Origin of the sequence: Denitrificimonas caeni, assembly GCF_905120345.1 — a bacterium.
In the GTDB taxonomy this organism is placed as follows: domain Bacteria; phylum Pseudomonadota; class Gammaproteobacteria; order Pseudomonadales; family Pseudomonadaceae; genus Denitrificimonas; species Denitrificimonas caeni_A.
Window position 1 is genome coordinate 630,439 of record NZ_CAJHOA010000001.1, and the last position, 22,901, is coordinate 653,339.

General features: G+C 47.8%; 24 protein-coding genes. 9 read left to right on the forward strand and 15 right to left on the reverse strand.

The features are described 5' to 3' along the window. From JYJ62_RS02885 to JYJ62_RS02905, 5 genes are read right to left on the reverse strand one after another with little or no spacing between them, the layout of a single operon-like run. Positions 1 to 453 carry a chalcone isomerase family protein gene (locus JYJ62_RS02885; protein WP_205340669.1) on the reverse strand — a complete coding sequence of 151 codons (453 nt, stop codon included), beginning with the start codon at positions 451 to 453 and terminating at the stop codon, positions 1 to 3. A gap of 38 nt (positions 454 to 491) precedes the next feature. Beyond that, positions 492 to 1,028: a DUF3833 domain-containing protein gene (locus JYJ62_RS02890; RefSeq protein ID WP_232365696.1), complete on the reverse strand. Its 537-nt coding sequence runs from the start codon at positions 1,026 to 1,028 to the stop codon at positions 492 to 494. Next, positions 1,028 to 2,239, reverse strand: a complete 1,212-nt coding sequence (locus tag JYJ62_RS02895) for an SAM-dependent methyltransferase (protein WP_205340670.1) — start codon at positions 2,237 to 2,239, stop codon at positions 1,028 to 1,030. Before JYJ62_RS02895 ends, JYJ62_RS02890 begins: the two co-directional genes overlap by 1 nt. Further along, positions 2,239 to 3,015, reverse strand: a complete 777-nt coding sequence (locus tag JYJ62_RS02900; protein WP_205340671.1) for a DUF1365 domain-containing protein — start codon at positions 3,013 to 3,015, stop codon at positions 2,239 to 2,241. Before JYJ62_RS02900 ends, JYJ62_RS02895 begins: the two co-directional genes overlap by 1 nt. After that, the gene (locus JYJ62_RS02905; protein WP_205340672.1) at positions 3,012 to 4,301 is read right to left on the reverse strand and encodes an NAD(P)/FAD-dependent oxidoreductase; all 1,290 of its coding nucleotides are present in this window, start codon (positions 4,299 to 4,301) and stop codon (positions 3,012 to 3,014) included. Before JYJ62_RS02905 ends, JYJ62_RS02900 begins: the two co-directional genes overlap by 4 nt. Before the next feature lie 72 nt (positions 4,302 to 4,373). Here JYJ62_RS02905 and JYJ62_RS02910 point away from each other — a divergent pair, with 72 nt between their 5' ends. The 3 genes from JYJ62_RS02910 to JYJ62_RS02920 are packed head-to-tail and all read left to right on the forward strand — an operon-like array spanning position 4,374 to position 6,828. Continuing rightward, on the forward strand, positions 4,374 to 5,144 hold the full coding sequence (locus tag JYJ62_RS02910; RefSeq protein WP_205340673.1) for an SDR family NAD(P)-dependent oxidoreductase: 771 nt from the start codon (positions 4,374 to 4,376) through the stop codon (positions 5,142 to 5,144). A 2-nt stretch (positions 5,145 to 5,146) separates the two neighbouring features. Continuing rightward, on the forward strand, positions 5,147 to 5,581 hold the full coding sequence (locus tag JYJ62_RS02915; RefSeq protein WP_205340674.1) for a nuclear transport factor 2 family protein: 435 nt from the start codon (positions 5,147 to 5,149) through the stop codon (positions 5,579 to 5,581). Further along, entirely contained in the window at positions 5,581 to 6,828 is a 1,248-nt protein-coding gene (locus JYJ62_RS02920; protein ID WP_205340675.1) for an MFS transporter, read from the forward strand. The genes JYJ62_RS02915 and JYJ62_RS02920 overlap by 1 nt, the downstream gene beginning before the upstream one ends. An 89-nt stretch (positions 6,829 to 6,917) precedes the next feature. Here JYJ62_RS02920 and JYJ62_RS02925 read toward each other — a convergent pair whose 3' ends face one another. The 10 genes from JYJ62_RS02925 to lptF all read right to left on the reverse strand — a co-directional run bounded on the left by JYJ62_RS02925 (position 6,918) and on the right by lptF (position 17,611). Further along, positions 6,918 to 7,457, reverse strand: coding sequence for a DUF2058 domain-containing protein (locus JYJ62_RS02925; RefSeq protein ID WP_205340676.1), 540 nt, complete (start codon positions 7,455 to 7,457; stop codon positions 6,918 to 6,920). 57 nt (positions 7,458 to 7,514) lie between these two features. Further along, entirely contained in the window at positions 7,515 to 8,354 is an 840-nt protein-coding gene (mazG, locus tag JYJ62_RS02930) for a nucleoside triphosphate pyrophosphohydrolase (RefSeq protein WP_205340677.1), read from the reverse strand. Then, positions 8,351 to 10,162 carry a lipid A export permease/ATP-binding protein MsbA gene (msbA, locus tag JYJ62_RS02935; protein ID WP_205340678.1) on the reverse strand — a complete coding sequence of 604 codons (1,812 nt, stop codon included), beginning with the start codon at positions 10,160 to 10,162 and terminating at the stop codon, positions 8,351 to 8,353. The genes mazG and msbA overlap by 4 nt, the downstream gene beginning before the upstream one ends. A 58-nt stretch (positions 10,163 to 10,220) precedes the next feature. Continuing rightward, positions 10,221 to 10,925: a DnaA regulatory inactivator Hda gene (gene hda / locus JYJ62_RS02940; RefSeq protein ID WP_205340679.1), complete on the reverse strand. Its 705-nt coding sequence runs from the start codon at positions 10,923 to 10,925 to the stop codon at positions 10,221 to 10,223. Beyond that, the gene (locus JYJ62_RS02945; protein ID WP_205340680.1) at positions 10,922 to 12,061 is read right to left on the reverse strand and encodes an AI-2E family transporter; all 1,140 of its coding nucleotides are present in this window, start codon (positions 12,059 to 12,061) and stop codon (positions 10,922 to 10,924) included. The genes hda and JYJ62_RS02945 overlap by 4 nt, the downstream gene beginning before the upstream one ends. Positions 12,062 to 12,079: 18 nt before the next feature. Next, positions 12,080 to 13,120: a DUF2066 domain-containing protein gene (locus JYJ62_RS02950; protein ID WP_205340681.1), complete on the reverse strand. Its 1,041-nt coding sequence runs from the start codon at positions 13,118 to 13,120 to the stop codon at positions 12,080 to 12,082. A 148-nt stretch (positions 13,121 to 13,268) separates the two neighbouring features. Beyond that, entirely contained in the window at positions 13,269 to 14,207 is a 939-nt protein-coding gene (locus JYJ62_RS02955; RefSeq protein WP_205340682.1) for a DMT family transporter, read from the reverse strand. A gap of 46 nt (positions 14,208 to 14,253) precedes the next feature. Continuing rightward, entirely contained in the window at positions 14,254 to 15,345 is a 1,092-nt protein-coding gene (gene zapE / locus JYJ62_RS02960; protein ID WP_205340683.1) for a cell division protein ZapE, read from the reverse strand. 87 nt (positions 15,346 to 15,432) lie between these two features. Then, complete coding sequence (gene lptG / locus JYJ62_RS02965; protein ID WP_205340684.1) at positions 15,433 to 16,494, reverse strand: LPS export ABC transporter permease LptG; 1,062 nt, start codon at positions 16,492 to 16,494, stop codon at positions 15,433 to 15,435. Beyond that, positions 16,487 to 17,611: an LPS export ABC transporter permease LptF gene (gene lptF / locus JYJ62_RS02970; RefSeq protein ID WP_205340685.1), complete on the reverse strand. Its 1,125-nt coding sequence runs from the start codon at positions 17,609 to 17,611 to the stop codon at positions 16,487 to 16,489. Before lptF ends, lptG begins: the two co-directional genes overlap by 8 nt. A 138-nt stretch (positions 17,612 to 17,749) precedes the next feature. Between lptF and JYJ62_RS02975 the strand changes: the two genes are divergently transcribed. The 6 genes from JYJ62_RS02975 to JYJ62_RS03000 all read left to right on the forward strand — a co-directional run bounded on the left by JYJ62_RS02975 (position 17,750) and on the right by JYJ62_RS03000 (position 22,824). Continuing rightward, positions 17,750 to 19,237: a leucyl aminopeptidase gene (locus JYJ62_RS02975; protein WP_205340686.1), complete on the forward strand. Its 1,488-nt coding sequence runs from the start codon at positions 17,750 to 17,752 to the stop codon at positions 19,235 to 19,237. Beyond that, entirely contained in the window at positions 19,234 to 19,650 is a 417-nt protein-coding gene (locus JYJ62_RS02980) for a DNA polymerase III subunit chi (protein WP_205340687.1), read from the forward strand. The genes JYJ62_RS02975 and JYJ62_RS02980 overlap by 4 nt, the downstream gene beginning before the upstream one ends. A 173-nt stretch (positions 19,651 to 19,823) precedes the next feature. Then, entirely contained in the window at positions 19,824 to 20,885 is a 1,062-nt protein-coding gene (gene purM, locus JYJ62_RS02985; protein WP_205340688.1) for a phosphoribosylformylglycinamidine cyclo-ligase, read from the forward strand. After that, positions 20,885 to 21,538 (forward strand): phosphoribosylglycinamide formyltransferase, encoded by a 654-nt coding sequence (gene purN / locus JYJ62_RS02990; protein WP_205340689.1) that lies wholly within the window; start codon positions 20,885 to 20,887, stop codon positions 21,536 to 21,538. The genes purM and purN overlap by 1 nt, the downstream gene beginning before the upstream one ends. 11 nt (positions 21,539 to 21,549) lie before the next feature. Then, entirely contained in the window at positions 21,550 to 22,269 is a 720-nt protein-coding gene (locus tag JYJ62_RS02995) for a DUF3108 domain-containing protein (RefSeq protein WP_205340690.1), read from the forward strand. A 117-nt stretch (positions 22,270 to 22,386) separates the two neighbouring features. Beyond that, positions 22,387 to 22,824 carry an OsmC family protein gene (locus JYJ62_RS03000; protein ID WP_205340691.1) on the forward strand — a complete coding sequence of 146 codons (438 nt, stop codon included), beginning with the start codon at positions 22,387 to 22,389 and terminating at the stop codon, positions 22,822 to 22,824. The last annotated feature ends 77 nt before the right edge of the window (positions 22,825 to 22,901 follow it).

The window sequence follows — 22,901 nt, forward strand, 5'->3', positions numbered from 1 at the left end:
TTATCGATGTAATTTTTCCGTTAAATCGCGTTTAAGTTGTACAGACAAGGGGCTATCACCGAGCCAAATACCGAAATACAGCGCCTTAAACTTGACTGTCTTAATCCTCACCAACTCACGACCATTCAGCAATAAACCTGTGCCCTGTTCTGGCTGAAAATCCAACTGGTAGCAATCACCTTGCTTGACCGGTTGATAAGCAGCATGTAAACGATTCACTGCTTGCTGCAACTCAGCGGATACGCTCTCAGGCAAGGCTTGTTGCGCGCCTTCAACAAAATTTTCTACAGTCAGCGAGCGGGCGTAGCACAGCTCTAAGCGTGCCGGGGTTTGTTCAGATAAAGCCTCTTCTAAAGTTACACCTGCGGGAGTGAAAAACGTTGCTGAGTAGACTTTAAACGGTCCCCAACGCGCCTCACCTTGTCCCACTTGAGTCAAGTCAGCACTGGCCATAGTGGGCAGCGCTAACAAAATAAAGCAGCACAGTATCCTCACGGCTGTGCCTTGCTAAAAAACAATGTCACTTCACCCACGTTAAAGCCCCATTTAGTGACTTGCGCGCGATTGAGCATGACGCCATCCGCTTGTAAAAACATCCAGTCATCAAATTTCACATGGATGCTACTGTCTTTGTAGGGCAAATCTAAGGTGTAGCGCCAGTTAAATACTGATCCAGCACTGTGCCCTTTCGCTTCACCAATCACATCACCAGCAGTACCGCTATATTGATTATTTGCCAAGCGCTTAATCACCCAAACGCGCTGTTCTTTTTCACCGTCGTCATACAGAAAGCGCTCATCGAGAGTCAGCACATCACCTTCAATCGTGCCGGTAATATCCACCGTAAAGCGGCGTTTTACTGCGCCAGAACGGTCTTGAAACTGGCCATAGGCTTGGGTTTCTCCAGCAAAGTAATTAAACAAATCGAGTTTTGGCTCAGTGTGCGCATAATCTTGCACCTTAGGCGAGCTACAACCGGCCAGCAGCATGACGCTGCATATCGCCAATAGATAGTTACGAATACTCATTACGCATGCTCCAAAGTCAATTGCACGACATCGGTGGATTGGGTTTCAAAGCCGACACGGCAATAATCGAGGTAATAACGCCAAATTCGTTGAAAACGCTGGTCATAACCGAGCTTTAATAGTTGTTCAGACTGGGCGGCAAAGGCCTGCTGCCAGAGCTGTAAAGTGCGTGCATAATCGTGCCCAAAGGACAGTTCATTGCTGATTTTAAAACCATGTTCCTGCGCCAGCTGATGCAGCTGTTGCTTGGACGGCAACAGACCACCGGGGAAAATAAACATTTGAATAAAATCAACATCATTTTGATAACGCTCAGCGCGTGCATCTTCAATCGTGATAATTTGCAACACAGCTTTACCGTCGGTTTTAAGTAAGCGTTTCAGCTGGTTAAAGTAATCATGCCAATACTCTTTGCCCACCGCCTCAAACATCTCAATGCTGACAATATGATCAAATTGACCTTGCTGGTGACGGTAATCCATTAAACTCAGTTGCGCTTGCTCGGCTAAGCCCTGACGCTGCAGACGCTGATTAGCAAACTCCAATTGCTCGCAAGACAAGGTAATACCGCTCACTTGGCAACCTTGCTCAGCAGCCTGCTCAGCAAACCCCCCCCAGCCGCAGCCAATCTCTAAAATGTGATCACCGGTCTGCCAGTCCAACTCCGCTAAAATACGTTGATATTTATTGGTTTGGGCCCGTTCCATCGATTGCTCGCGCTGAGTAAATAGCGCACTGGAATAACTCATGGTTTGATCCAGCCAGAGCGTGTAAAAATCATTCCCTAAATCATAATGTGCACTGATATTTTCACGACTGTTTTCAATCGAGTTGTGATTGTCACGATGACGTTTTAAAAAGCGTAGATAAAACCAATTAAAGCCCAGACGCGTATCACTCAGTGCCTGTTCATTGGCCGCACCTAAGCGCAACAAGGTGTACAGACATGGTGTATCAATCAGCTGATCAGCATAGGCTTTGGCAAAACCTAGCTCTCCTTGACTGCTAAATAGCCAAATAAATTTTAACGGTTGCTTGATAATAAGCTCAGCATGCACACCCGATTTTTTGCCACTAAAACGACGCTCTTGCCCGCCAATGCTCACCGTCAGCGAGCCATACTCAATACGTTCAAAAGGCAGGTATTTAAGCAACCAAGCCGCTAACTTAGGCGCATGGAATAAACCCAGCAGCCATATATGCGCACGCATTAACATGATTCCATCTCCGAATGACTGTATTGAATACTTTCTAAATGCTTAGGCGTGCGGTGAAACCTGCCACCTTTGAGGACGATTTTTAATGCCCACCAATGAATCAGAGCAATCACTTTGAGCATGCTTAACGGTGCGAAACCAACCTGTTTCAGTAAGTGTCGATCCGTCAGATCAAGCACTCGTCCCGCTTCACTCGCGGTAAAAAACTCAACGTCTTGGCGTGTTTCACGAATACTGGTAAACACCTTGTCCAGCGGTAGACCAAAACGAAAATGGTAACGTGCATCCATCTCGATAAAGGGCGAGACATGGAACACCTTCTCAGCCTCAGCTTGGAAACTGTTGAGGTTGCTAGCAGACAGCTTGAGTACATAGTGATGCCACTGCCCAAAAGTGTTACTGACCTCAGCAATAATCGCTACCAGCTGATTTTCGGCGTTATAGGCGTACCACATTGACAGCGGGTTAAAGCTGTAACCAAGAATGCGTGGATAACAGATCAGTTCTACCCGCGCCGGGCGAGCAATACCGTACAGACCCAGAAAGTTATCCACCCACTGCCGCCAAGGGGTGCCATCGCGCGGGCCGTGGTCTTTATAATTCAGACTGACTAAGTTAAATCGATTGAGACTGAGCCAGCGCAGTTTTTGCGTTTCTTCTGTAATACAGTCCAGATCCACTTTGATACTCAAAGTACGATAGGCAAAACGATACTCAACCGGTTGCCGGCGCGCATGGGCGACCTGTCCTATGTAGAGTGTTGAGCTCATGATGCCTCCCACGGCAAAGCAACCTGCCACAGCTTAGCGACACGAACAGCACTGGCTAAACCATCTTCATGGAACCCATACCCGGTGTAAGCGCCAGCGAACCAACAGCTTTTTAGCCCTTGAATACTGGGTAATTGCGCCTGCGCTTGAATGGCTTGGGTATCAAAGACAGGATGCTGGTAATCAATAGTTTTAAGCACACAATCAGCACGCGGCGTAACAATAGGGTTGAGCGTAACGAAGATATCTTCTGAGGTATTGAGCGGCTGCAACGCATTCATCCAGTAACTGACAGCTACTGCGCGTTCGGCACGGTAATTTTCGCCACTGAGGTAGTTCCAAGATGCCCAAGCACGTTTTTTACCTGGCATTTGTGTGATATCGGTATGCAACCACGCTTGGTTGTGTTGATAGGTAAAACTCTTCAATAGAGCAAAGTGCTGATCATTGAGTAAGGCATACGCCTCATCCGCATGGCAGGCAAATATAACCTGATCAAAAGCATGATTTTGACCATCACTAGTACGTAAAAGAACGGTCTGTTCTGGCGTCTCACTCACCGTTACACCGGTCACGCCATGCTGATACACAGCAAAGGTTTTGAGTGCGAGAATTTTCTCTAAATAGGTGCGAGCACCATTGATTACCGTGCGCCATTGCGGCCGCTCATTGACGTTGAGTAAGCCATGATTGGCAAAAAACTGTAAAAAACTTTGCGCCGGAAACTTCAGCATGGTGCCGGTTGGGCATGACCAAATTGCCGCGGCCATAGGTAACAAATAATCCTGCTGCATGGCTTGGCCAAAACCATTTTTAAGCAAGTAGTCACCAAGCGTTAATTGTTCGGATAAACCTTGTACAAGATCGACTTTAGCCAATTTATTAAAACGCAGAATATCGGCAATCATGCGCCAATGTCGCGGTGAAAATAAGTTCTTGCGCTGCGCAAACAAAGTATTGAGATTATTACCCGCATACTCCAATCGACCTTGATCAATCGATACTGCAAAGCTCATATCAGTCGGATGCGTAGCAACGTGTAAATGCGCAAACATAGCTTTAAGCAAAGGATAGTTCGGCTCGTTATAGACAATAAAACCTGTATCCACAGGAATCTGTTCGCCACCGCGCAACGTGACATCAATGGTATTGGTGTGCCCACCCAAACTTGAATTTTTCTCAAATAAAGTGACGTCATGTTTTTGGCTCAGAAACCACGCACTGCTGGTGCCGCTGATACCACTGCCAATCACTGCCACTTTGTATCTTTGATGAGGGTCGAACATTTTCCTGACACCTTGCGCGAATTTGTTATATATTATTTATACACAAGCTATACGCCTGCACAAGGTAATCCTATGAAAAAAAATATTTCACAACGTATTTGGTTGGTCGGCGCGTCACAAGGCATCGGTTTAGAGCTGGTAAAAATCTGGCTTGGACAAGGCCATCGAGTAATTGCTTCGGCGCGACACACGGAGTCATCAGCAGACTTAGTGATGCTGAAGCAACGCTATGGCGAGCAGTTGCAATGCTTAAATATTGATGTAGCTGATGCACAAGGCTGCGCAGAACAAGCAGAACAGGCGTGGTCAATATTCGATGGGCTGGACATCTGGTTTTACAATGTTGGCACCTATCACCCCATGACCGCTGCGCAGTGGAATTTGTCCGATTTTTTAAAGATGAATCAAACTAATTATCTGGGGGTAGTTGCATTGATACTACCGTTACAACAACATTTTAATACTCAAGGCCATGGCCGTTGGGTTTGGAATGCCAGCCTCGCTTCGTATTTTGGTTTGCCCTATGGCGGTGGTTATTCAGCACCGAAAGCCGCGCTGGTCAATTTAGCTCAAGCCTTGCAGCCCGAGCTTGCTGAGCAAAATATTCAACTGCAAATTATTAACCATGGCTTTGTACGTACACGCCTGACGGAAAAAAACGCTTTTGCTATGCCAGGCCTACTCGAACCCGAACAAGCAGCACAACAGATTGCCAAAGCGCTAGATCACAGCACAGCGTTTGAAATTTGTTTTCCTTGGCATTTACGTATGGTGCTCAGCCTACTTAGATTTATGCCCTACTCATGGTCATTAGCACTGACTCGAAAGATGTTAAGGACTTAGTCATGTCGAATATTGATCAGGTACTGGAGACGTATAAAAAACTCTTTGAATCCTTAAGCAGACAAACAGTTGAAGAGGAGTTCTTACAGGTTTTTAGTAGCGATGTGTACTTTAAAGATCCGTTCAACGCCGTTCGTGGTCTGCCGCATCTGCAACATATTTTCCAGCATATGTTTGCGACCTTACTCGAACCACAGTTTCATATTATTGATCTTGCCGGCAACCTGCACAGCGGTTTTCTAGAATGGCAATTCACTTTTAAACTAAAAGAAAAGGGTGATAGCCAGCTGATTCAAGGTGTCAGCAAAATTGAAATCAATCCACAAGGCCAAGTTTGCAGCCACATTGATTACTGGGATAGCGGTGAATATGTGTACGCAAAAGTACCATTACTTGGTCGTGTAATTGCTCTGATCAATAAACGTCTGAGCTGCTGATGAGCAAGTACCGCGCCTGCAGTCAGCCGCTTATTTATGGACTGGTATCTTGGCCGCTGGCAATGCTGGGCATTCCTCTGTATGTGTATTTGCCGACCTATTACCATCAGATGGGATTGCAGCTGGCTGTCGTCGGCAGCATGCTGCTACTGGCGCGCATCAGTGATATCTTTACTGATCCGGTCGTCGGCTGGCTGTGTGACTACAGCGGACGCCGTGGGCGCTACCTGTTGATAGTGCTGGGTTGGTTATTACTACTCTTTGGCCTCTGGCAATTACTCCTGCCAGCACAGGCCAGTGCTGTACATCTATTGGTATGGGCTATGTGGGTGTATTTAGCCTGGACTTTAATGATGATCCCCTATCAAGCCCTCAGCGCTGAAGTCAGTGCTGTTGCTCATATAAAGACCCACTACACCGCAACCCGCGAAGGCTTTGCTGTGGTTGGTGTCATCACTGTGTTAGTGCTGCCATTTTTACTCGATAACAGCCAAGATTACCGCCAGCTATTTAGCATGCTGTATCCGTTAGTCAGTATCAGCCTGACCCTCTCTCTGGCGTTAATGCTATGGCGCTTACGTCTGATCCAGCATCAATCCGTGCGACAGACACATGCTTTATTGAGCGCTACAACTTGGCGCTTAATTTGCACTGATCACAGCAGCCGTACTTTGCTGCCAGCGTATGGCCTTAATAGTTTAGCCAACGCCCTACCTGCGACCTTATTTTTATTATTTGTTGAGCACGTTTTACAGCTGAATGATTATATGGGTCTACTGCTGTTAGGCTTTTTTCTTAGCGGCATCTTGGCCTTACCACTCTGGGTGTGGTTATCAAAAAAAATCGGCAAATACTCCGCTTGGCGTCTTTCAATGATCAGCGCCTGCTTAAGCTTCATTTGGGTATTTAGCATCGCGCCGGGCAATCTTTGGGGCTTTGCTGCGATCTGTCTATTCTCAGGCTTAAGTGTAGCGGCCGATGTCGCTCTGCCCTCTTCAATTCAAGCCGATATTGCCCAAGACTTATCAGATAAAAATGGCAGTATCAGCGGTTTATTATTTGCCGTATGGGGCATGCTGACTAAACTTTCCTTAGCATTGGCGGTGGGTTTAGCACTACCCATGCTGGGCTGGCTCGGCTGGGAGCAACACAGTGCGCTGAGTTTACAAGGCTTATTATGGATGTATGCTGGCGTGCCAATTGCACTCAAGTTGAGCGCTTTGTATTGGCTGCGTAAAGCGCGCTAAAACCCGGTACGGATACCGCTGTGATACTGCAAAAAAAACAGGCGCAGTCCCAAAGAAATCTGCGCCTGTGGCTTATTGCTTATCCAAACTTACCACATTAAGTCATCAGGAATTTGATACGCCGCATACGGATCATCTTCGCTGACGTCTTCACTCGCCACATTGAGCAAGACAATACGACGCTCATCACGCTCTTGAATTTTCAACGCGACATCACGAGGAATAATTTCATAGCCACCGCCATGCTTGACAATGGCTAAGCTGCCACTGCTGAGTTTATTGCGTACCATATCGTTGACGGCAATACGCTTCACTTTTTTATGATCAACAAAGTTGTAATAGTCTTCGCTGTCTAACTTAGGCAAACGTGAACCTTCAATCAGTTGACGAATTTGCGCAACAAAGGCTTTACGCTCAACTTTCTCTTGCTGCTCACGATTGAGCTCTTGATCGCGTTGCTGCTTTTCAGCCATAGCTTTTAAAGCGGCTTGACGCTGGCTGTCATCTATTTCAACCGCACCTTTTTTCTCAAGGCGTTGTTGTCTTTTTTGCTCTTTACCCGCCTGCTTGGCTTGTTTCTCATTGACCAGTCCGGCTTTAAGCATTTGATCGCGCAAAGATAAACTCATGTGATTCTAAACCTGTCTTTAATCATTTAAAAAAACACAGCACGCTCACCACCGCGATTATTGCGGCTTGCTCAGCGCCTGTTTAGCTACGTTCCATAAGGCGTCTAAGTGCGCCTCTGTACAATCACTGATCGACACACCCAGCTCTTGGGTCTGCTGCTCAACATGCTGTAAACGCTGAGCAAATTTAATATTAGCCGCACGCAATGCAGTTTCTGGGTTGATATTTAAATGCCGTGCAACATTGACCGTGGCAAACAATAAATCACCCAGCTCTTCACTGATAGCAGCGTGTTCGCCACTGACAATCGCCTCGCGCACTTCTTGCAATTCTTCGCTGACTTTATCCAGCACTGGCGGCAAACTGCTCCAGTCAAAACCTACATTTGAAGCACGCTTTTGGATTTTCAGTGCGCGACTTAATGCTGGCATATTCAGTGGAATATCGGCCAAGGCGCTGACGGTTTGCTCAGGCTCAGCCTGCTCAACACGCTCTTGTTGCTTAATCTCCTCCCAGCGCTCTTTAATCTGCTCAGTGTTGACACCCGAGGCTTGCACTGCGCCATATAACTGGCCATCAGCAAACACATGTGGATGCCGACGCACCAGTTTTTCGGTAATGCTATGCACTACCGTAGAGAAGTCAAACAACTGCTGTTCATCACCCAGTTGGCTGTAATACACCACTTGAAACAGTAGATCACCTAACTCACTGGGCAGATGAGTAAAATCCTCACGCTCAATCGCATCCGCGACTTCATAGGCCTCTTCAAGGGTGTGCGGCACGATGCTGGCAAAGTCTTGCTGTAAGTCCCATGGGCAACCACCTTCTGGATCACGTAAGCGCGCCATCAAATACAGCAAATCGCTTAACTGGTAAGTCGTTGTAGCACTCATGCCTCAGTCTCCTGCGCGGGATCTAGCTCTTGAAACTGAGTCGCATGTAAACGGCTGTAATAACCTTTTTGCGCCAGCAGTTCCTTGTGATTACCACGCTCAACAATGCGCCCTTGATCCATCACTAAAATCAAATCTGCTTTTTCGATGGTCGATAAACGGTGGGCAATCACGATAGTGGTGCGGCCTTGTACCGCATGATCTAAAGCGGCCTGAATATGACGCTCCGACTCAGTATCTAAAGCCGAGGTCGCCTCATCGAGAATCAATAGCGGCGCATTCTTTAACAACGCTCGAGCAATGGCTAAGCGCTGACGCTGGCCACCGGATAGCAACACACCATTTTCGCCGACCAAGGTGTCATAACCCAGCGGCATACGCTCAATAAACTCAGCAGCATAGGCCGCTTCAGCAGCTACTTTAATCTCATCCAAAGAGGCATCAGCGAGATCACCATAGGCAATATTTTTTGCAACAGAGTCATTAAACAACGACACCTGCTGCGTCACTAAAGCCATATGACGGCGCAAGTTAGCTAAGGTAAAGGTTTCAATCGCTATACCATCCAGCAAAATCTGACCCTGCTGGTGCTCATAAAAACGCGGAATCAAGTTGGCTAAGGTCGATTTACCACTGCCTGAACGTCCAACTAAAGCCACCATCTGCCCTTTTTCCGCAGTAAAACTGATGTTTTGTAGCACGGGTGCTGCAGTGTTGGGGTAGGTAAAAGACAGGTCGCGTACTTCCAGCTTTCCGTCAATCTGTGTCAATTCGCGGCGACCACAATCGTTTTCTGGCTCTTCATCCAATTGTTCAAAAATACTTTCTGCGCCTGACACACCTTTTTGGATGGTTGAACTGACTTCAGACAACTGACGAATGGGCTTAGGCAATAATCCGGCTAAAGTAATGTAAGCCACCAGATCACCCGGCGACGAATCACCTCGCAGCAGCAACACTAAAAACAGTAACACCGACATCGCTGAGTAAATCACCAACTGCAGCGACGGCGTATACACCGCATTAGTCTTAATCATGCGCAGTTGTTTGTCGGTATTGCTGCTACTGGATTGTAAAAAACGCGACTGCTCGTAACGCTCGCCACCAAAGCTGCGTACCACACGGTAATTTTGAATAGTTTCTGAAGCGACATGCGTGACATCGCCCATTGCCACTTGAATCTTTTTACTTTGCTTACGGAATTTCTTACTGGTACTGCTGACCATTAAGGCAATAATCGGCAGGATAGCGACCATCACCAAGGTTAATTTCCAGTTCATCCACAACAAAGTGCAGAACAAGAACACTACGGTCATGCCTTCACGAACTATCACTTTCACCGCATCAGTTGCAGCGCCAGTCACCATGGTGACGTTATAAGTAATGCGCGAGATTAAGTGGCCAGAGTTGTTATTGTCAAAATAGCGGTTGGGCAAAGTCAGTAAATTATTAAACAGCTGTACACGCAGATCATGCACCAAACCTAAAGAGACCTTGGCCAGATAAAAGTTACCTAAAAACGAACCGATCCCTTGCCACAACGCAATGATGACAATCAGTAAAGGTACAGCCTGCAATAAACGCACATCAGCCAGCCAGGGGATATTCGGAAACAGCACCGCATCAGGATTGGCTAAACCATCGACAAAGTACTTCAACACATAACCGAGCATTGGCGAGGTTGAGGCAAAGATCAAAAAGCCGATAATACTGATGATAAACATGCCGATGTAGGGTTTGATATAACCCAACAAGCGCAAATAAATTTTCACCCCAGAGGTACTGGCACTCTGTTGTTCTGTACTCATGAATTTCAATTCTCAATAATGGACTGCGAACTTTAACAGATATGCAGCCACTGAATGGCTACCAGCCCAACGCTTCCTTCAAGAAAGGAATGGTCAGCTTACGCTGCGCTTGCAAGGAAGCGCGATCCAGTTGCTCTAAGGTGTCAAATAACACAGTCATACTGCGCACCGAGCGCGCTAAGATAAACCGTCCAACATCATCGGGTAACTGTAAGCCGCGACGCGAAGCGCGTAACTGTAAAGCACGTAATTTATCATCATCACTGAGCTCATGCAGCTGGAACACCAGCGCTAAGCTTAAGCGTGACTGTAAATCAGGCAGCTTAATGTCTAATTTACGCGGTGCGGCATCCGCGGCAATCAATAGCTGTTTACCGGCATCACGCATCCGATTAAAGGCATGAAACAGCGCTTCTTCCCAGTGCGGCTGGCCCAGTACTGCCTGCAGATCATCCAGACAGACCAAATCGCAGAATTCAACATTATCCAGTAACTGCGGACCATGCTCGACAAGATCGGCCAAGGGCAAATACAACGCACGCCCACCACGCTCCTCAACACGCAAACAGGCCGCCTGCAATAAGTGACTGCGCCCGACTCCTGCGCCACCCCAGATATACAGCACACCATCCATCCACTGATCTTCTGCTTCACAGGCATGTTCGACATAGCCTAAAGTCACCGCATTGGCGCCGGGATAATAATTGGCAAAGGTCGCATCATCGCGCAGACGCATGCCCAGTGATAGTTGGGTGGGTTTCATATCGACTCATTTATAGACTGATCACAGACTACTGTCTGCTCAACCTGATTAGGATGAACGGGCGCGCTACTCTCACTTGGCTGCCCATACATATTCGATTCTTTATACTGCTCATGCAGATGTCTGAGCAAAACCATAATCACTGCTGCCACCGGTAGCGCCAGCAGGACACCAGTAAAGCCAAACAACTGACCACCAGCTAAGATTGCAAAAATTACTGCAACCGGATGCAAACCAATGCGGTCACCCACCAATAAAGGTGTTAACAACATCCCTTCCAGTAACTGACCGACACTAAACACGACTACGATGCCAAGTAGCGGATACAGGTCTATACCAAACTGGAATAGACCTGCCATCAAGGCTGCAGTAATACCTACCGCAAAGCCCATATAAGGCACCAAGCTGGCCAGTCCTGCCAGCAAGCCAATCAGTAAGCCTAACTCTAAACCAAGCGCCATTAAGCCAACGGCATAAACGATACCTAACGCGAGCATCACCAGCAGCTGGCCACGCATAAAGGCACCCAGTACTTCATGGCATTCAGCAATCAACTGTACAGTGGTCGCTTCTTTTTTCCGTGGTAACAAACCGCGTAGTTTAGCCACTAAGCCATCCCAATCTCGCAGCAAGTAAAAGGTCACCACCGGAATCAGCAGCATATTAGCCAGCCAGCCTAAAAAAGCCAAACCAGAAGCAGTCGCCTGACTGAGCAACAGCTGGGCAAAGTCGGTAGTTTTACCAATATTATCACTAAACAATTCTTTAACTTTATTCAAGCTACTGGCATCAGCATTAATGCCCAGCTGCGCTTGCAACCAAGGCACAACGCTGCCCTGCAACCAATCTATGAGCTGCGGGGTGAGCTCATAGAGACTGACCAACTGCCGACCAATCATCGGCACCAATACCAAGAGCAATATCAGCACAATCAAACTGAGCAGGACAAAGACTAAGATCACCCCCCACGTGCGGGAAAACTTATGGCGCTCTAAAAAGTCGACAATAGGGTCGCCCATATAAGCCAGCAAAATACTGACCAGAAACGGCGTAAGAATGGGCAGCAGCTGATAGAACGTCAGCAACACCAGGCCGAGCACCGCAAGCAGTAACCAACTTTTAAGGTTTTGTGCCATAGTCTGTGGTCTCGATGATTACCAACTGAAATACAGAGTTTGAGTGTCTGCTTGAGCTTTAGTCAAAGCACTCGTCTGTGCCATTGTTACGTCGTCTACACTGATCTCTTGCGCGGGCGGCGGTGCACTTTGTTCTTGTAAATGCCCCAAAGCCAGCTGTGCGCGTACGTGCTCAACTGTGCTGCGCATCGACCACTGTGCAGAGTCATCACTCACTCTCTGCAGCTGCGCAGCAAAAGGCTCTAACAAGCGCTCCACTAAAACAAAGCGCTCTAAATCAACACCGGACACTTGCACGATTAACGACTCACCTTGGCCGGGCTTAATTGCAAAACGCTGAGCTAAACGTTGATTGACTTGAGCAAAGACATCGCGAGCCACGGCTGACTGGCTATCGGCACTGACTTGCCCTTGTTGCTGCTCATCGCCAACCCACAACTGCCATTGTGCATGCAACGTCTCACCGTCAAGCTGTTGCTGAACAATCACCACAACATCCGCGTTATAGCGCTCAGCTGACTCAAGAATCTGCTCACTGTTGTCCAACGCATCAGCAGTGACTAATAACTGCTCGTCTAAATCGCCTAAAGGCATACGCGCCGGTACACCATAATACCGTGCAGCACTATAGAACTCTTCTGTGCCCGGCTGTCCATCACTGATTAATCGCGTGCCTTGTAGGTCCTCCACCAACCACCAAGCAAGCACCATTGGCCGGTTACTGCCCCAAATCGGTAAGTGTGCCTCACGCAGAGCGGACTGCACACTCTGCGGGTCGAAACTAACAATAAGTGTATTACCCTCGTAACCATAGCGACTGATCAGCGATTGCGGATCAGCACGATACTCAGCCAGTTGCGGTGACTGTGCAGCATCGGCTGTCCCGGTTAAACGCTGTACTAAGGTGGCAAAAGCCTGTTGCAAACCAGCATCACGCATTTCACTTTCTTGGCTGTCCAATTCTTCACGGACTTGGTATAAACCCGCCACTGACTCTGCATTAGCAGTGACCGTTACAAAAGCTACTAGTACGGCAACCATGCCTATAAAAAATCGCATTTTTATTCTCTCTAAAACGACTAAACCCAGCAAAGTGCCTACCTTAAACAGCCTGTGCCTTCACGGCAACCGCTTCTTGTCGCCACAGTCTAGCAGCAACAGCTATTTAACCCTTGCGCCATGGACAGATAACTCAATACGTTTACGTTTAAAGGCCACGCCGAGTGAGAATAGAACGCAAAACTTGCCAACGATTCACTAACAGCGCTAGAAATATCATCAGACAGCCTATCCATTGTAAAAGCAAAAGGCTTTCTGTAAACCATAGTGCCGCAAATAACGCCACCCAAATCGGCTCAAGGATCAACATCACCGCGCCACTGGTTTGTGTGGTTAAACTTTGCGCGTAAGTTTGCAACCAAAATCGTGCTGCTGTACCGATTAAGGCACTGGCCAATAACCAAGCAAACAAGGCCGGTGACCACTGCACCGCCGTGCTATCCCAAGGTTCAATCAGCAATGACACCAATAAGGTCACCAGACCGACAGAGGTTAGAGTAATGATAGTCAGCGCTAAAGAATCGACAGCGCTAAGTTCAGCGGCCGTCTGTCGGTGTGAGGCTTTGCGCACTGACACTGTGGCTGCGCGGGTGTTTAAAGTAAAAAAAACCGCCAGACCTACGGCTGCAATCAAATAAAACCCTTGTCCCCAACTGATGCTAAAGCCATGAGCTAACGACAAGAGCAACATACCCAGCAGAGCAACGGGTAAGGCTAACCAGGTACTACGCGGCATTGGTTCGGCAAAAAAAACGCGGGCGACAATAGGAACCAACAGCACACCTAAGCTGGTTAAAAATGCACCCTCGCCCATCGTCTCGCTATGCGCCAGGCCCAACACCCAGAACAGCATCGCCACACCAAACACGATACCGACACGCGCGCTGCGTACAATATGCTCACGGGTGAGTTGGCGTAGCTGTCGACTACCAATACAGGCTAAAAAAGCCGCAGCCAGTAAAAAGCGCAACCCCATAAAAAGCAGTGGCGGCATTAAGGCAATGGCTTCTTTAGAAAACATCCAGCTGATTGCCGCAATCAGCGTCACCACAATCAATAGCAGATCGGATTGAGTCGCCCGTTTCATTGCTTCTGCTCTTATTGTAGTTATCGGTGCACAGCAGCATACACCACTAGAATTTATGCGGTCGCGCTAAAAATTCATGCGATTGCATTTCTAACAAGCGGCTTAAAGTGCGCTGAAACTCAAACTGCAAGCGATTACCGACATATAAATCTTTTAACGGCACTTCTGCAGAAATAATCAACTTGATGCTGCGATCGTAAAACTCATCGACCAAGTTAATAAAACGTCGCGCAATATCTTCATTGCCGGTATGCATTTGCTCAACATTGGACAAAATCACCGCACTGTAAATTTTGCCCAGTTCAATATAGTCATTCTGACTGCGCGGGCCATCGCACAAAGCGCGAAAATCAAACCAAGCCACATCATTACCGATTTTACGCGCAACAATGGTACGATTTTCAACGGTCAATGGCTCATTTTCAAGAATTTTACAGTTCTCTAACAAGAGACTGCGAAAACTCTTATCCAGCTCTTGCTCAACAGCGTCACTGAGTGGGTAGTGATACAGCTCAGCCTGCTCCAAGGCACGTAAACGGTAGTCAATGCCACTGTCAACGTTGACCACTTCGGTAAACTGTTTTAGTAAAGCAATGGCCGGCAAAAAGCGTGCGCGTTGCAGACCATCTTTATAGAGACCATCAGGCACAATATTCGAGGTAGCCACCAGACTGACACCGTTTTTAAACAACTCTTCCAGCAAGCCGGCTAAAATCATCGCATCGGTGATATCAGTAACAAAAAACTCATCAAAACAGATCACTCGTGCTTCTTTAGCAAAGCGCTGAGCCACAATAACCAAAGGGTTTTTTTCACCCTCGAGGGTGCGCAACTCTTCATGCACGCGCTTCATAAAGCGGTGAAAGTGCGTACGCATTTTCTGTTCAAAGGGTAATGCATCGAAAAAAGTATCGACTAGATAGGTCTTACCGCGGCCCACACCACCCCAGAAATACAGGCCTTTAATGGGCTGTACTGATTTTTTCCCCAACAAGCGACCAAACAGACCATTCGTTGGTGCCCCGGCCACTAAATCATCATAAAGACGTTGTAAATGGCGCACGGCATTTTCTTGTGCAGCATCGCGGAAAAAATCAGCGCGCTGTAAATCTTTCTGATAGCTTTCAAGTGGTGTCATGATAAGTGTCGACCCGACAGATAAAACGGGGCAACACTTTAACCACGCCGTCTACAATTGGCAATCATCCAGACGATATTTAAGCCTTTAGCCTGCCCTGCGTAACAACCAAAAACCAAAGCTGGCACAAATTAAGGCCGGTAAAGCAACTGCTACAATAGGAGAAAAACCAAAGACTAAACTGGCTGGACCGAGTAAATCTTGAGCAATACGAAAGACAAAACCAACCACGACACCGGTAAACACACGCTGACCTAAGGTCACTGAACGCAGCGGACCAAAGACAAAAGAAATAGCCATCAGCACCAGCGCTGCAGTCACTAAAGGCTGTAAGACTTTGACCCAAAATGCTAGCCAATAGCTATTAGCATTTAAACCCTGCTCTTTTAGATAATGGGCATACTGCCATAATCCACTAATCGGCAAACTATCGGGTTCCATCACTACGGTATTGAGCAGTTGTGGACTTATTTCTACATCCCAACGCTCACTTGCAGCCTGCTTGACACGACTGCTACGTTCCTGCAGTTCGGTATAAACAATATCTTCAAGCTGCCAATAGCCGTCTTGATAGAGACCCTGCTGAGCAAAGCTTGAGCGCAATAGACGCTGATCAGCATCGAACTCATAGCGCGTCACGCCAATCAGTTTGCCGCCCGGCTGCACCGCATTGACATGGATATACTCATTTCCTTGTCGATGCCATAAACCGTGTTTCGAGCTTTGTGCCTTGCCCACAGACTGCGCCAAGGAGCGATTGGCCTGCGCAATACTGGATGTCCACGGCGCTAAATACTCGCCAATCAACAAGCCGATAAGCATCAACACCAGCATCGGTTTCATCACCGCCCAGACAATTCGACGAATAGAGACTCCAGCAGCTCGAATCACCGTCAGCTCGCTGTTACTGGCCAGCGTACCCAAGCCCACTAAGCAGCCAATCAAGGCGGCCATCGGCAACATATCGTAAATACGTCGCGGTGCAGTCAAACCGACATAACTGGCCGCATCCCAGATGCTATACGCCCCGCCAATATCATTGAGTTCATCAATAAAGGCGAACAATAAGGCCAAAGCAGTGATCACGCCCAACACCGCGATGATCGCTAAAAACACACTGCTACCAATATACCGATCGAGCCTACGCATGTTGCGTCTCCTTTTCTGCACGCCACTGCGCTAGACGTAACTGTATTGGCTGCCAATACACCAGCAGTAAACCAATCAATAAAAACAATCCGTGTACAGGCCACAAACCTAAGGCAATCGGCAACGTACCTTTATCCAAAGCACTGCGTGCAGCCACCAATAACGACAAATAGGCCATATACAATAAAATAGCCGGCAACAGCTTCAAAAACCGTCCTTGCCTTGGATTAACCCGTGATAACGGCACAGCAATCAAGGTAACAATTAACACCAAAATCGGAAAAGATAAGCGCCACTGCAATTCAGACTGCATTTTGACATCTGGATTACCTATCAACTCGACAGTACTCATGGTTTCACGCTCACCCACACTCACCTCGACTGAAGGCTTAGGCAGCAAAACACCATAGGTTTCGTAATGAATAACACGGTAGTCAGCTTCACCCGGCGTACCGTCATAACGATAACCGTCTTGTAAAATTAAATAGCGACTGCCATCGGGTTGTAACTCTTGCCGTCCGGTTTTTGCGACCAACATGGTAATTGCATTCTCTGCGCTGGACGCGTTACGTTGCTCACGCTTCTCGGAAATAAAAACACCTTGCAACTCATCGCGACCACTGGATAACTCTTGCGTGTAAGTCACCCGTGAACCACCCCGCATCGACTGAAAGCGCCCTGGCACCAAGGTATCAAACTCAGTCAGCGCATCTTGTTCATTTAAAATCTGCGCCACACTCTGCACACCTTGCGGGGTTAGAACAAAACTGAGCCAAGCACACACCAGCGCTACTAATAATGCCGGTACCATTGTGTAAGACAACAAACGCTGCTCACTCATACCGGTGGCAGTCAGCACGGTCATTTCACTCTCAAGATACAGACGCCCATAGGCGAGCAAAATCCCCAAGAACAGACCCAAGGGTAAAATCAGCTGTAAAAAACCTGGAATGCGATACGCCATAATCATCAGCAAGACGCCAGGGTCGAGCACACCTTGCGCTGCTTGCGCTAAGTATTTAATGAAACGTCCGCTCATAATAATCACAAGCAGAACCGTACTAACGGCACTCACCGCCAGTAATACTTCTCGAGAAAGGTAACGAAAAACTATCAAGTAAAGGCTCCAAGCTTGTCAAAACCGCCTATCGCGGCTCACACTAATCGCATACAGTATGGCACTGTATATACACAGCGACACAAACAAACAGTATTATCCTGTATCTATCTATCTTTGTCTTGAGGATCATTGAGAATGGACTTTTTAGTCAAATCCAGTTCAGTTGAAACACTAAAAACCAGCGCACTGGTGTTAACCGTTAACGAACAATTGCAACTTGACACTCAAGGCCAGCTCATTGATAACCTTTGCGCCGGTGCGATCACTGCTCACCTAAAAGCAGGTGATATTAAAGGTAAGCTCGGTCAAACATTACTGCTGCATAACCTGGCCAACCTTAAAGCACAACGTGTGCTTCTGGTGGGCATCGGTAAAGACGAACACCTCTCTGACCGCAGCGTTCGCAAATTAATCAGTTCTGTATTAAATATTTTTAAAAGTCTGTCGATTAAAGATGCTGCCCTGGCCTTTGCTGAACTGACCATCAAAGATCGTGATGCCTATGCCAGCACGCGCCTAATCAGCGAATGTTTGGCGGATGGCTTATATGTCTTCGATCAATTCAAAAGTGAGAAAGCGCCCGCCACGCAGCTGAAAAAAATCACTTTTGTCAGCACTAAAGAACAACAAAATCAAGTAAGCAGCGCTTGCGAACATGGCAAGGCAATTGCTGCTGGCATGGCTTTTACCCGCGACTTAGGCAATATGCCACCCAATATCTGTCACCCTCGCTACCTCGCGGAGCAAGCCAAACAGCTGGCTAAACAGCACAAAAAACTCGACGTTGAAGTGCTCGAAGAAAAACAACTGAAAGCATTAGGTGCCGGTGCGCTACTGGCCGTGGCGCAAGGCAGTGATCAACCGCCGCGGATGATTATCATGAACTACCAAGGCGCTGATAAGTCACAGCAGCCTTATGTACTGGTCGGCAAAGGCATTACCTTTGACTCCGGCGGTATCAGTCTCAAACCTGGTGCTGGCATGGACGAAATGAAATACGATATGGGCGGCGCCGCCAGTGTCCTCGGTACTTTTAAGACACTGCTCGAACTGCAACTGCCCATCAACGTGATTGGCGTGTTGACCTGTGCGGAAAATATGCCCAGTGGTGGCGCCACTCGTCCGGGTGATATCGTCACCACGATGAGCGGACTGACGGTAGAAATTCTCAATACCGACGCTGAAGGCCGTTTAGTCCTCTGCGATGCACTGACCTACGTTAAACGTTTTAACCCTCAAGCAGTGGTCAACGTCGCCACCTTAACCGGTGCCTGTATCGTTGCTTTAGGCAGCAATACCAGCGGTTTGATGGGGAATAACCCAGAGCTCGTTGCAAGCCTACTCAGCGCCGGTACAAAAGCCAGCGATGTCGCTTGGGAGTTACCTTTATTTGATGATTACCAAGAGCAACTCGACAGTCCTTTTGCTGATATTGCCAATATTGGTGGCCCTAAAGCTGGGTCCATCACTGCCGGTTGCTTCCTCTCGCGCTTCACTAAAGACTACCCATGGGCACATTTGGATATTGCTGGTACGGCGTGGATCAGCGGCGGTAAAGAAAAAGGCGCAACCGGTCGTCCGGTACCTTTACTGAGCCAATACCTATTGGATCGCGTGCAGTGAAAGTAGAGTTTTACGTTTTACCCTCTACTCAACCGGCGGACCGCTTAACTGCGGCCTGTCGGTTGGCGCATAAAGCCTGGCGTGCAGGCTTTATGACGTTTATCCGCTGTACTGATACGGCGCAGCAAAGCGAACTGGATGAGTTACTCTGGACTTTTCGTCGTCATACTTTTGTCCCCCATGAACCCTACACTGAGTCTGCTCAAGCGCCCGTTATCCTCGGGGTTAATCAACGACCCGTATTTAACTCTGGTATTTTGATTAATCTGCACAGTGAGCTCTCTAGCCATCTCGACTGTTTTAGTCGCGTGATTGAAATTGTTAATCAAGAGCCTGAATTACTGAAGATCAGCCGACAAAACTTTATTCGCTATCGTCAGCAAGGCTATCAGCCCGCACGTGTCGAACTTTAGTACGCAACACACGCGAATCAAAACCAGTTGATTTGTACTTTTTATGCGACAGATAACAACCCTTTGCTCAGATTAATCCTCACTTTTCGATCCGATGATGGCCGCTGGGCTTGAAGCCTGATAAAATCGCGCAATTAAACGCATTTTTCGCATACTTCGCAAAGGCCCAATTCATGAGCAACAATAAAACCTCTTTAAGCTACAAGGACGCTGGTGTAGATATCGACGCTGGCGAAGCACTCGTTGAACGCATTAAAGGCGTTGCTAAGCGCACTGCACGTCCTGAAGTCCTTGGTGGTCTTGGCGGCTTTGGTGCTTTATGTGAGATTCCTGAAGGCTACCGTCAGCCAGTTTTAGTCTCTGGCACCGATGGTGTGGGCACTAAACTGCGTCTAGCCATTGACCTCAATAAGCACGAAAAAATTGGTATTGATTTGGTTGCTATGTGTGTCAACGACCTTATCGTCAGCGGTGCTGAGCCCTTATTTTTCTTAGACTACTACGCGACCGGCAAACTCAATGTTGATATCGCCGCCCAAGTAGTAACGGGGATTGGTGAAGGTTGTGAGCAAGCAGGTTGCGCATTGGTTGGTGGTGAAACCGCAGAAATGCCAGGCATGTACAGCGGCGAAGATTACGACTTAGCGGGTTTTTGTGTTGGCGTAGTTGAAAAATCAGAAATCATTGACGGTACTAAAGTTGCTGCTGGTGATATCTTGATTGCCCTGCCTTCATCAGGCCCACACTCCAACGGCTACTCGCTGATTCGTAAAATCATTGAAGTGGCTCAGGTTGATATCCAGACCACACAATTGGATGGTCAAGCACTCAGCGATTTACTGATGGCACCGACACGTATTTACGTGAAACCGCTGCTTAAGCTGATCAAAGAAACGGGTGCAGTCAAAGCCATGTCACACATCACTGGTGGTGGCTTGCTGGAAAACATCCCACGCGTTCTGCCTGAGAACTCACAAGCAGTAATTGATGTTGCGAGCTGGACCCGTCCTGCAGTTTTTGATTGGTTACAAGAGCAAGGCAACGTTGACGAAGTTGAAATGCACCGCGTTCTCAACTGCGGTGTTGGTATGGTGATTTGCGTTGCTGCTGAGCAACAAGCCACGGTATTGGAGCACTTGCAGCAAGCGGGTGAGAAACCTTGGGTGATCGGTCATATTCAAGCGGCCGGTGACAACGCTGAACGTATTATTCTTAACAACCTAAAAAGCCATTAATGACTGACTCAACAATCTGCAATATTGTTGTCCTGATCTCCGGATCAGGCAGCAACCTACAAGCCATTATGGATGATTTGACTGACCTCACTAGCGCGCATATCTGCGCGGTAGTGAGTAATCGTGCCGATGCGTATGGCTTAATCCGCGCGCAACAAGCGGGTGTTGCGCAACATGTGCTCAATCATAAAGATTTTGCCGATCGCTTGGCTTTTGATAACGCACTCATGCAAGTGATTGACCAGTACCAGCCTAACCTAGTGGTATTGGCTGGTTTTATGCGTATTTTAACGCCAGAGTTTACTCGCCACTATGCGCAGCGTTTACTGAATATCCACCCTTCGCTACTACCTAAACACAAGGGTCTTGATACTCATCAGCGCGCGATTGATGCGGGCGACGCAGAGCACGGTTGCAGCGTGCACTTTGTCACCGAGGAACTCGACGGCGGCCCTGTAGTCATACAAGCAGCACTGCCAATTCAGCCCAACGACAACGCCGAACGATTAGCGCAAAGAGTGCACGCTTTAGAGCATCATATCTATCCGTTAGCGGTACGCTGGTTTGCTGAAGGACGTCTGCGTTTGAATGAGCAAGGTGCTCAACTTGATGGACAACCCCTAGCCAGTTCTGGCTTTCAGTTCCAACTTTAGGAGAATACCGCATGCGCCGCGCGATACTTTTTATTCTGGCTACTTTCGCGTTGCCAGCGAGTCTAATGGCTGCCGAGTTGCAGCCATTTTCCGCCAGCTATACAGCTGATTGGAAACAACTGCCCTTTAGTGGCAAAGCTGAACGCAGTTTACAAATACAAACAGACGGTACTTGGAAGCTGGATTTCTCTGCCTCAATGCTGGTCGCAGGTCTCAATGAAACCAGTTGGTTAAGCGTCGTTAATGGCGAGGTACAACCTCATAAATACCGTTATGCACGTACCGGCATGGGCAAGTCTAAAAAAATCAAACAAGATTTTGACTGGAACACCCAGCGCGCCACAGGTAGCGATCGCGGCACACCGATTAACGTCACTCTGATTCAGGGCGTACAAGACAAATCCTCCTATCAGTTAGCTTTACAGCGTGATATCGCTGCAGGCAAAACCAGCATGTCCTACCAAGTACTGGATGGTGATGAACTGGAAACCTATGACTTCCGCGTTTTAGGTGAAGACAGTGTCGAAACCATGGTCGGTACAGTCGATGCAATTAAAGTTGAGCGTGTCCGTGACCCTACTCAAAGCAAGCGCATTACCGTACTCTGGTTTGCCAAAGATTGGGATTACTTGCTGGTGCGTTTGCAACAAGTCGAAAAAGACGGCAAGGAATATCAAATTATCCTTGAGCAAGGCAGCGTGAATAACAAAACGGTCAAAGGTCGCAGCTAACCAGCCTAGGCCTGACTTGATAGTCATTAATATACTTTATATGCATATACTGTATTATATAGTTTTTTATAGCTAACCACTTTAGTTTGCTAATAATCAACTCAGGAGCTATCAAGCATGGCATTGAAAACATTACGCGCCACAGGTCATATGGGTGCAGGCATGACCATCGAAATCATGTGCGGCGAACATAAAATCTACATGGATCAGCCTAAAAATGCCGGCGGTGCCAATTTAGGTGTGGCGCCACCTGAATTAATCCTCGCTGCCTATGCGGGCTGCGTGGGCAGCTTGGGTCGTATTATTGCGTTCCAAGAAAAAATCACTTTGCATGGTATGACCTTCGAAGTGGAAGCCGATTATGATCCAGACTGCCTGCTCGGTCGTGAAACCACTGCACGCGCCGGTTTTCAAGAAATGCGTTTAAAGGTGACGATTGATGCCGACCTTGATGATGTGGCTAAACAGGCCTTTCTCGATAAGATCGAAGCGCGCTGCCCTGTTGCTGACAACTTAATTAATTCAACCAAACTGGTCACGGTGCTCGCTCAATAAGCCGCTCTTGCCTGCAAAGCTTTACCGCCTTATCGGCCTAAATTTCAGATAAAAAAACCGCGAATCAATCGCGGTTT

What these genes read in the sequence shown, in the direction of transcription:
- purM (WP_205340688.1), top strand. Translation starts at nt 19,824, where the DNA reads ATGAGCAACAATAAAACCTCTTTAAGCTACAAGGACGCTGGTGTAGAT.
- JYJ62_RS02945 (WP_205340680.1), bottom strand. Translation starts at nt 12,061, where the DNA reads ATGGCACAAAACCTTAAAAGTTGGTTACTGCTTGCGGTGCTCGGCCTG.
- JYJ62_RS02885 (WP_205340669.1), bottom strand. Translation starts at nt 453, where the DNA reads ATGGCCAGTGCTGACTTGACTCAAGTGGGACAAGGTGAGGCGCGTTGG.
- JYJ62_RS02905 (WP_205340672.1), bottom strand. Translation starts at nt 4,301, where the DNA reads ATGTTCGACCCTCATCAAAGATACAAAGTGGCAGTGATTGGCAGTGGT.
- purN (WP_205340689.1), top strand. Translation starts at nt 20,885, where the DNA reads ATGACTGACTCAACAATCTGCAATATTGTTGTCCTGATCTCCGGATCA.
- JYJ62_RS03000 (WP_205340691.1), top strand. Translation starts at nt 22,387, where the DNA reads ATGGCATTGAAAACATTACGCGCCACAGGTCATATGGGTGCAGGCATG.
- JYJ62_RS02995 (WP_205340690.1), top strand. Translation starts at nt 21,550, where the DNA reads ATGCGCCGCGCGATACTTTTTATTCTGGCTACTTTCGCGTTGCCAGCG.
- JYJ62_RS02890 (WP_232365696.1), bottom strand. Translation starts at nt 1,028, where the DNA reads ATGAGTATTCGTAACTATCTATTGGCGATATGCAGCGTCATGCTGCTG.
- JYJ62_RS02900 (WP_205340671.1), bottom strand. Translation starts at nt 3,015, where the DNA reads ATGAGCTCAACACTCTACATAGGACAGGTCGCCCATGCGCGCCGGCAA.
- hda (WP_205340679.1), bottom strand. Translation starts at nt 10,925, where the DNA reads ATGAAACCCACCCAACTATCACTGGGCATGCGTCTGCGCGATGATGCG.
- JYJ62_RS02950 (WP_205340681.1), bottom strand. Translation starts at nt 13,120, where the DNA reads ATGCGATTTTTTATAGGCATGGTTGCCGTACTAGTAGCTTTTGTAACG.
- mazG (WP_205340677.1), bottom strand. Translation starts at nt 8,354, where the DNA reads ATGAGTGCTACAACGACTTACCAGTTAAGCGATTTGCTGTATTTGATG.
- JYJ62_RS02955 (WP_205340682.1), bottom strand. Translation starts at nt 14,207, where the DNA reads ATGAAACGGGCGACTCAATCCGATCTGCTATTGATTGTGGTGACGCTG.
- JYJ62_RS02920 (WP_205340675.1), top strand. Translation starts at nt 5,581, where the DNA reads ATGAGCAAGTACCGCGCCTGCAGTCAGCCGCTTATTTATGGACTGGTA.
- JYJ62_RS02910 (WP_205340673.1), top strand. Translation starts at nt 4,374, where the DNA reads ATGAAAAAAAATATTTCACAACGTATTTGGTTGGTCGGCGCGTCACAA.
- msbA (WP_205340678.1), bottom strand. Translation starts at nt 10,162, where the DNA reads ATGAGTACAGAACAACAGAGTGCCAGTACCTCTGGGGTGAAAATTTAT.
- JYJ62_RS02915 (WP_205340674.1), top strand. Translation starts at nt 5,147, where the DNA reads ATGTCGAATATTGATCAGGTACTGGAGACGTATAAAAAACTCTTTGAA.
- JYJ62_RS02895 (WP_205340670.1), bottom strand. Translation starts at nt 2,239, where the DNA reads ATGCGTGCGCATATATGGCTGCTGGGTTTATTCCATGCGCCTAAGTTA.
- lptG (WP_205340684.1), bottom strand. Translation starts at nt 16,494, where the DNA reads ATGCGTAGGCTCGATCGGTATATTGGTAGCAGTGTGTTTTTAGCGATC.
- zapE (WP_205340683.1), bottom strand. Translation starts at nt 15,345, where the DNA reads ATGACACCACTTGAAAGCTATCAGAAAGATTTACAGCGCGCTGATTTT.
- JYJ62_RS02925 (WP_205340676.1), bottom strand. Translation starts at nt 7,457, where the DNA reads ATGAGTTTATCTTTGCGCGATCAAATGCTTAAAGCCGGACTGGTCAAT.
- JYJ62_RS02975 (WP_205340686.1), top strand. Translation starts at nt 17,750, where the DNA reads ATGGACTTTTTAGTCAAATCCAGTTCAGTTGAAACACTAAAAACCAGC.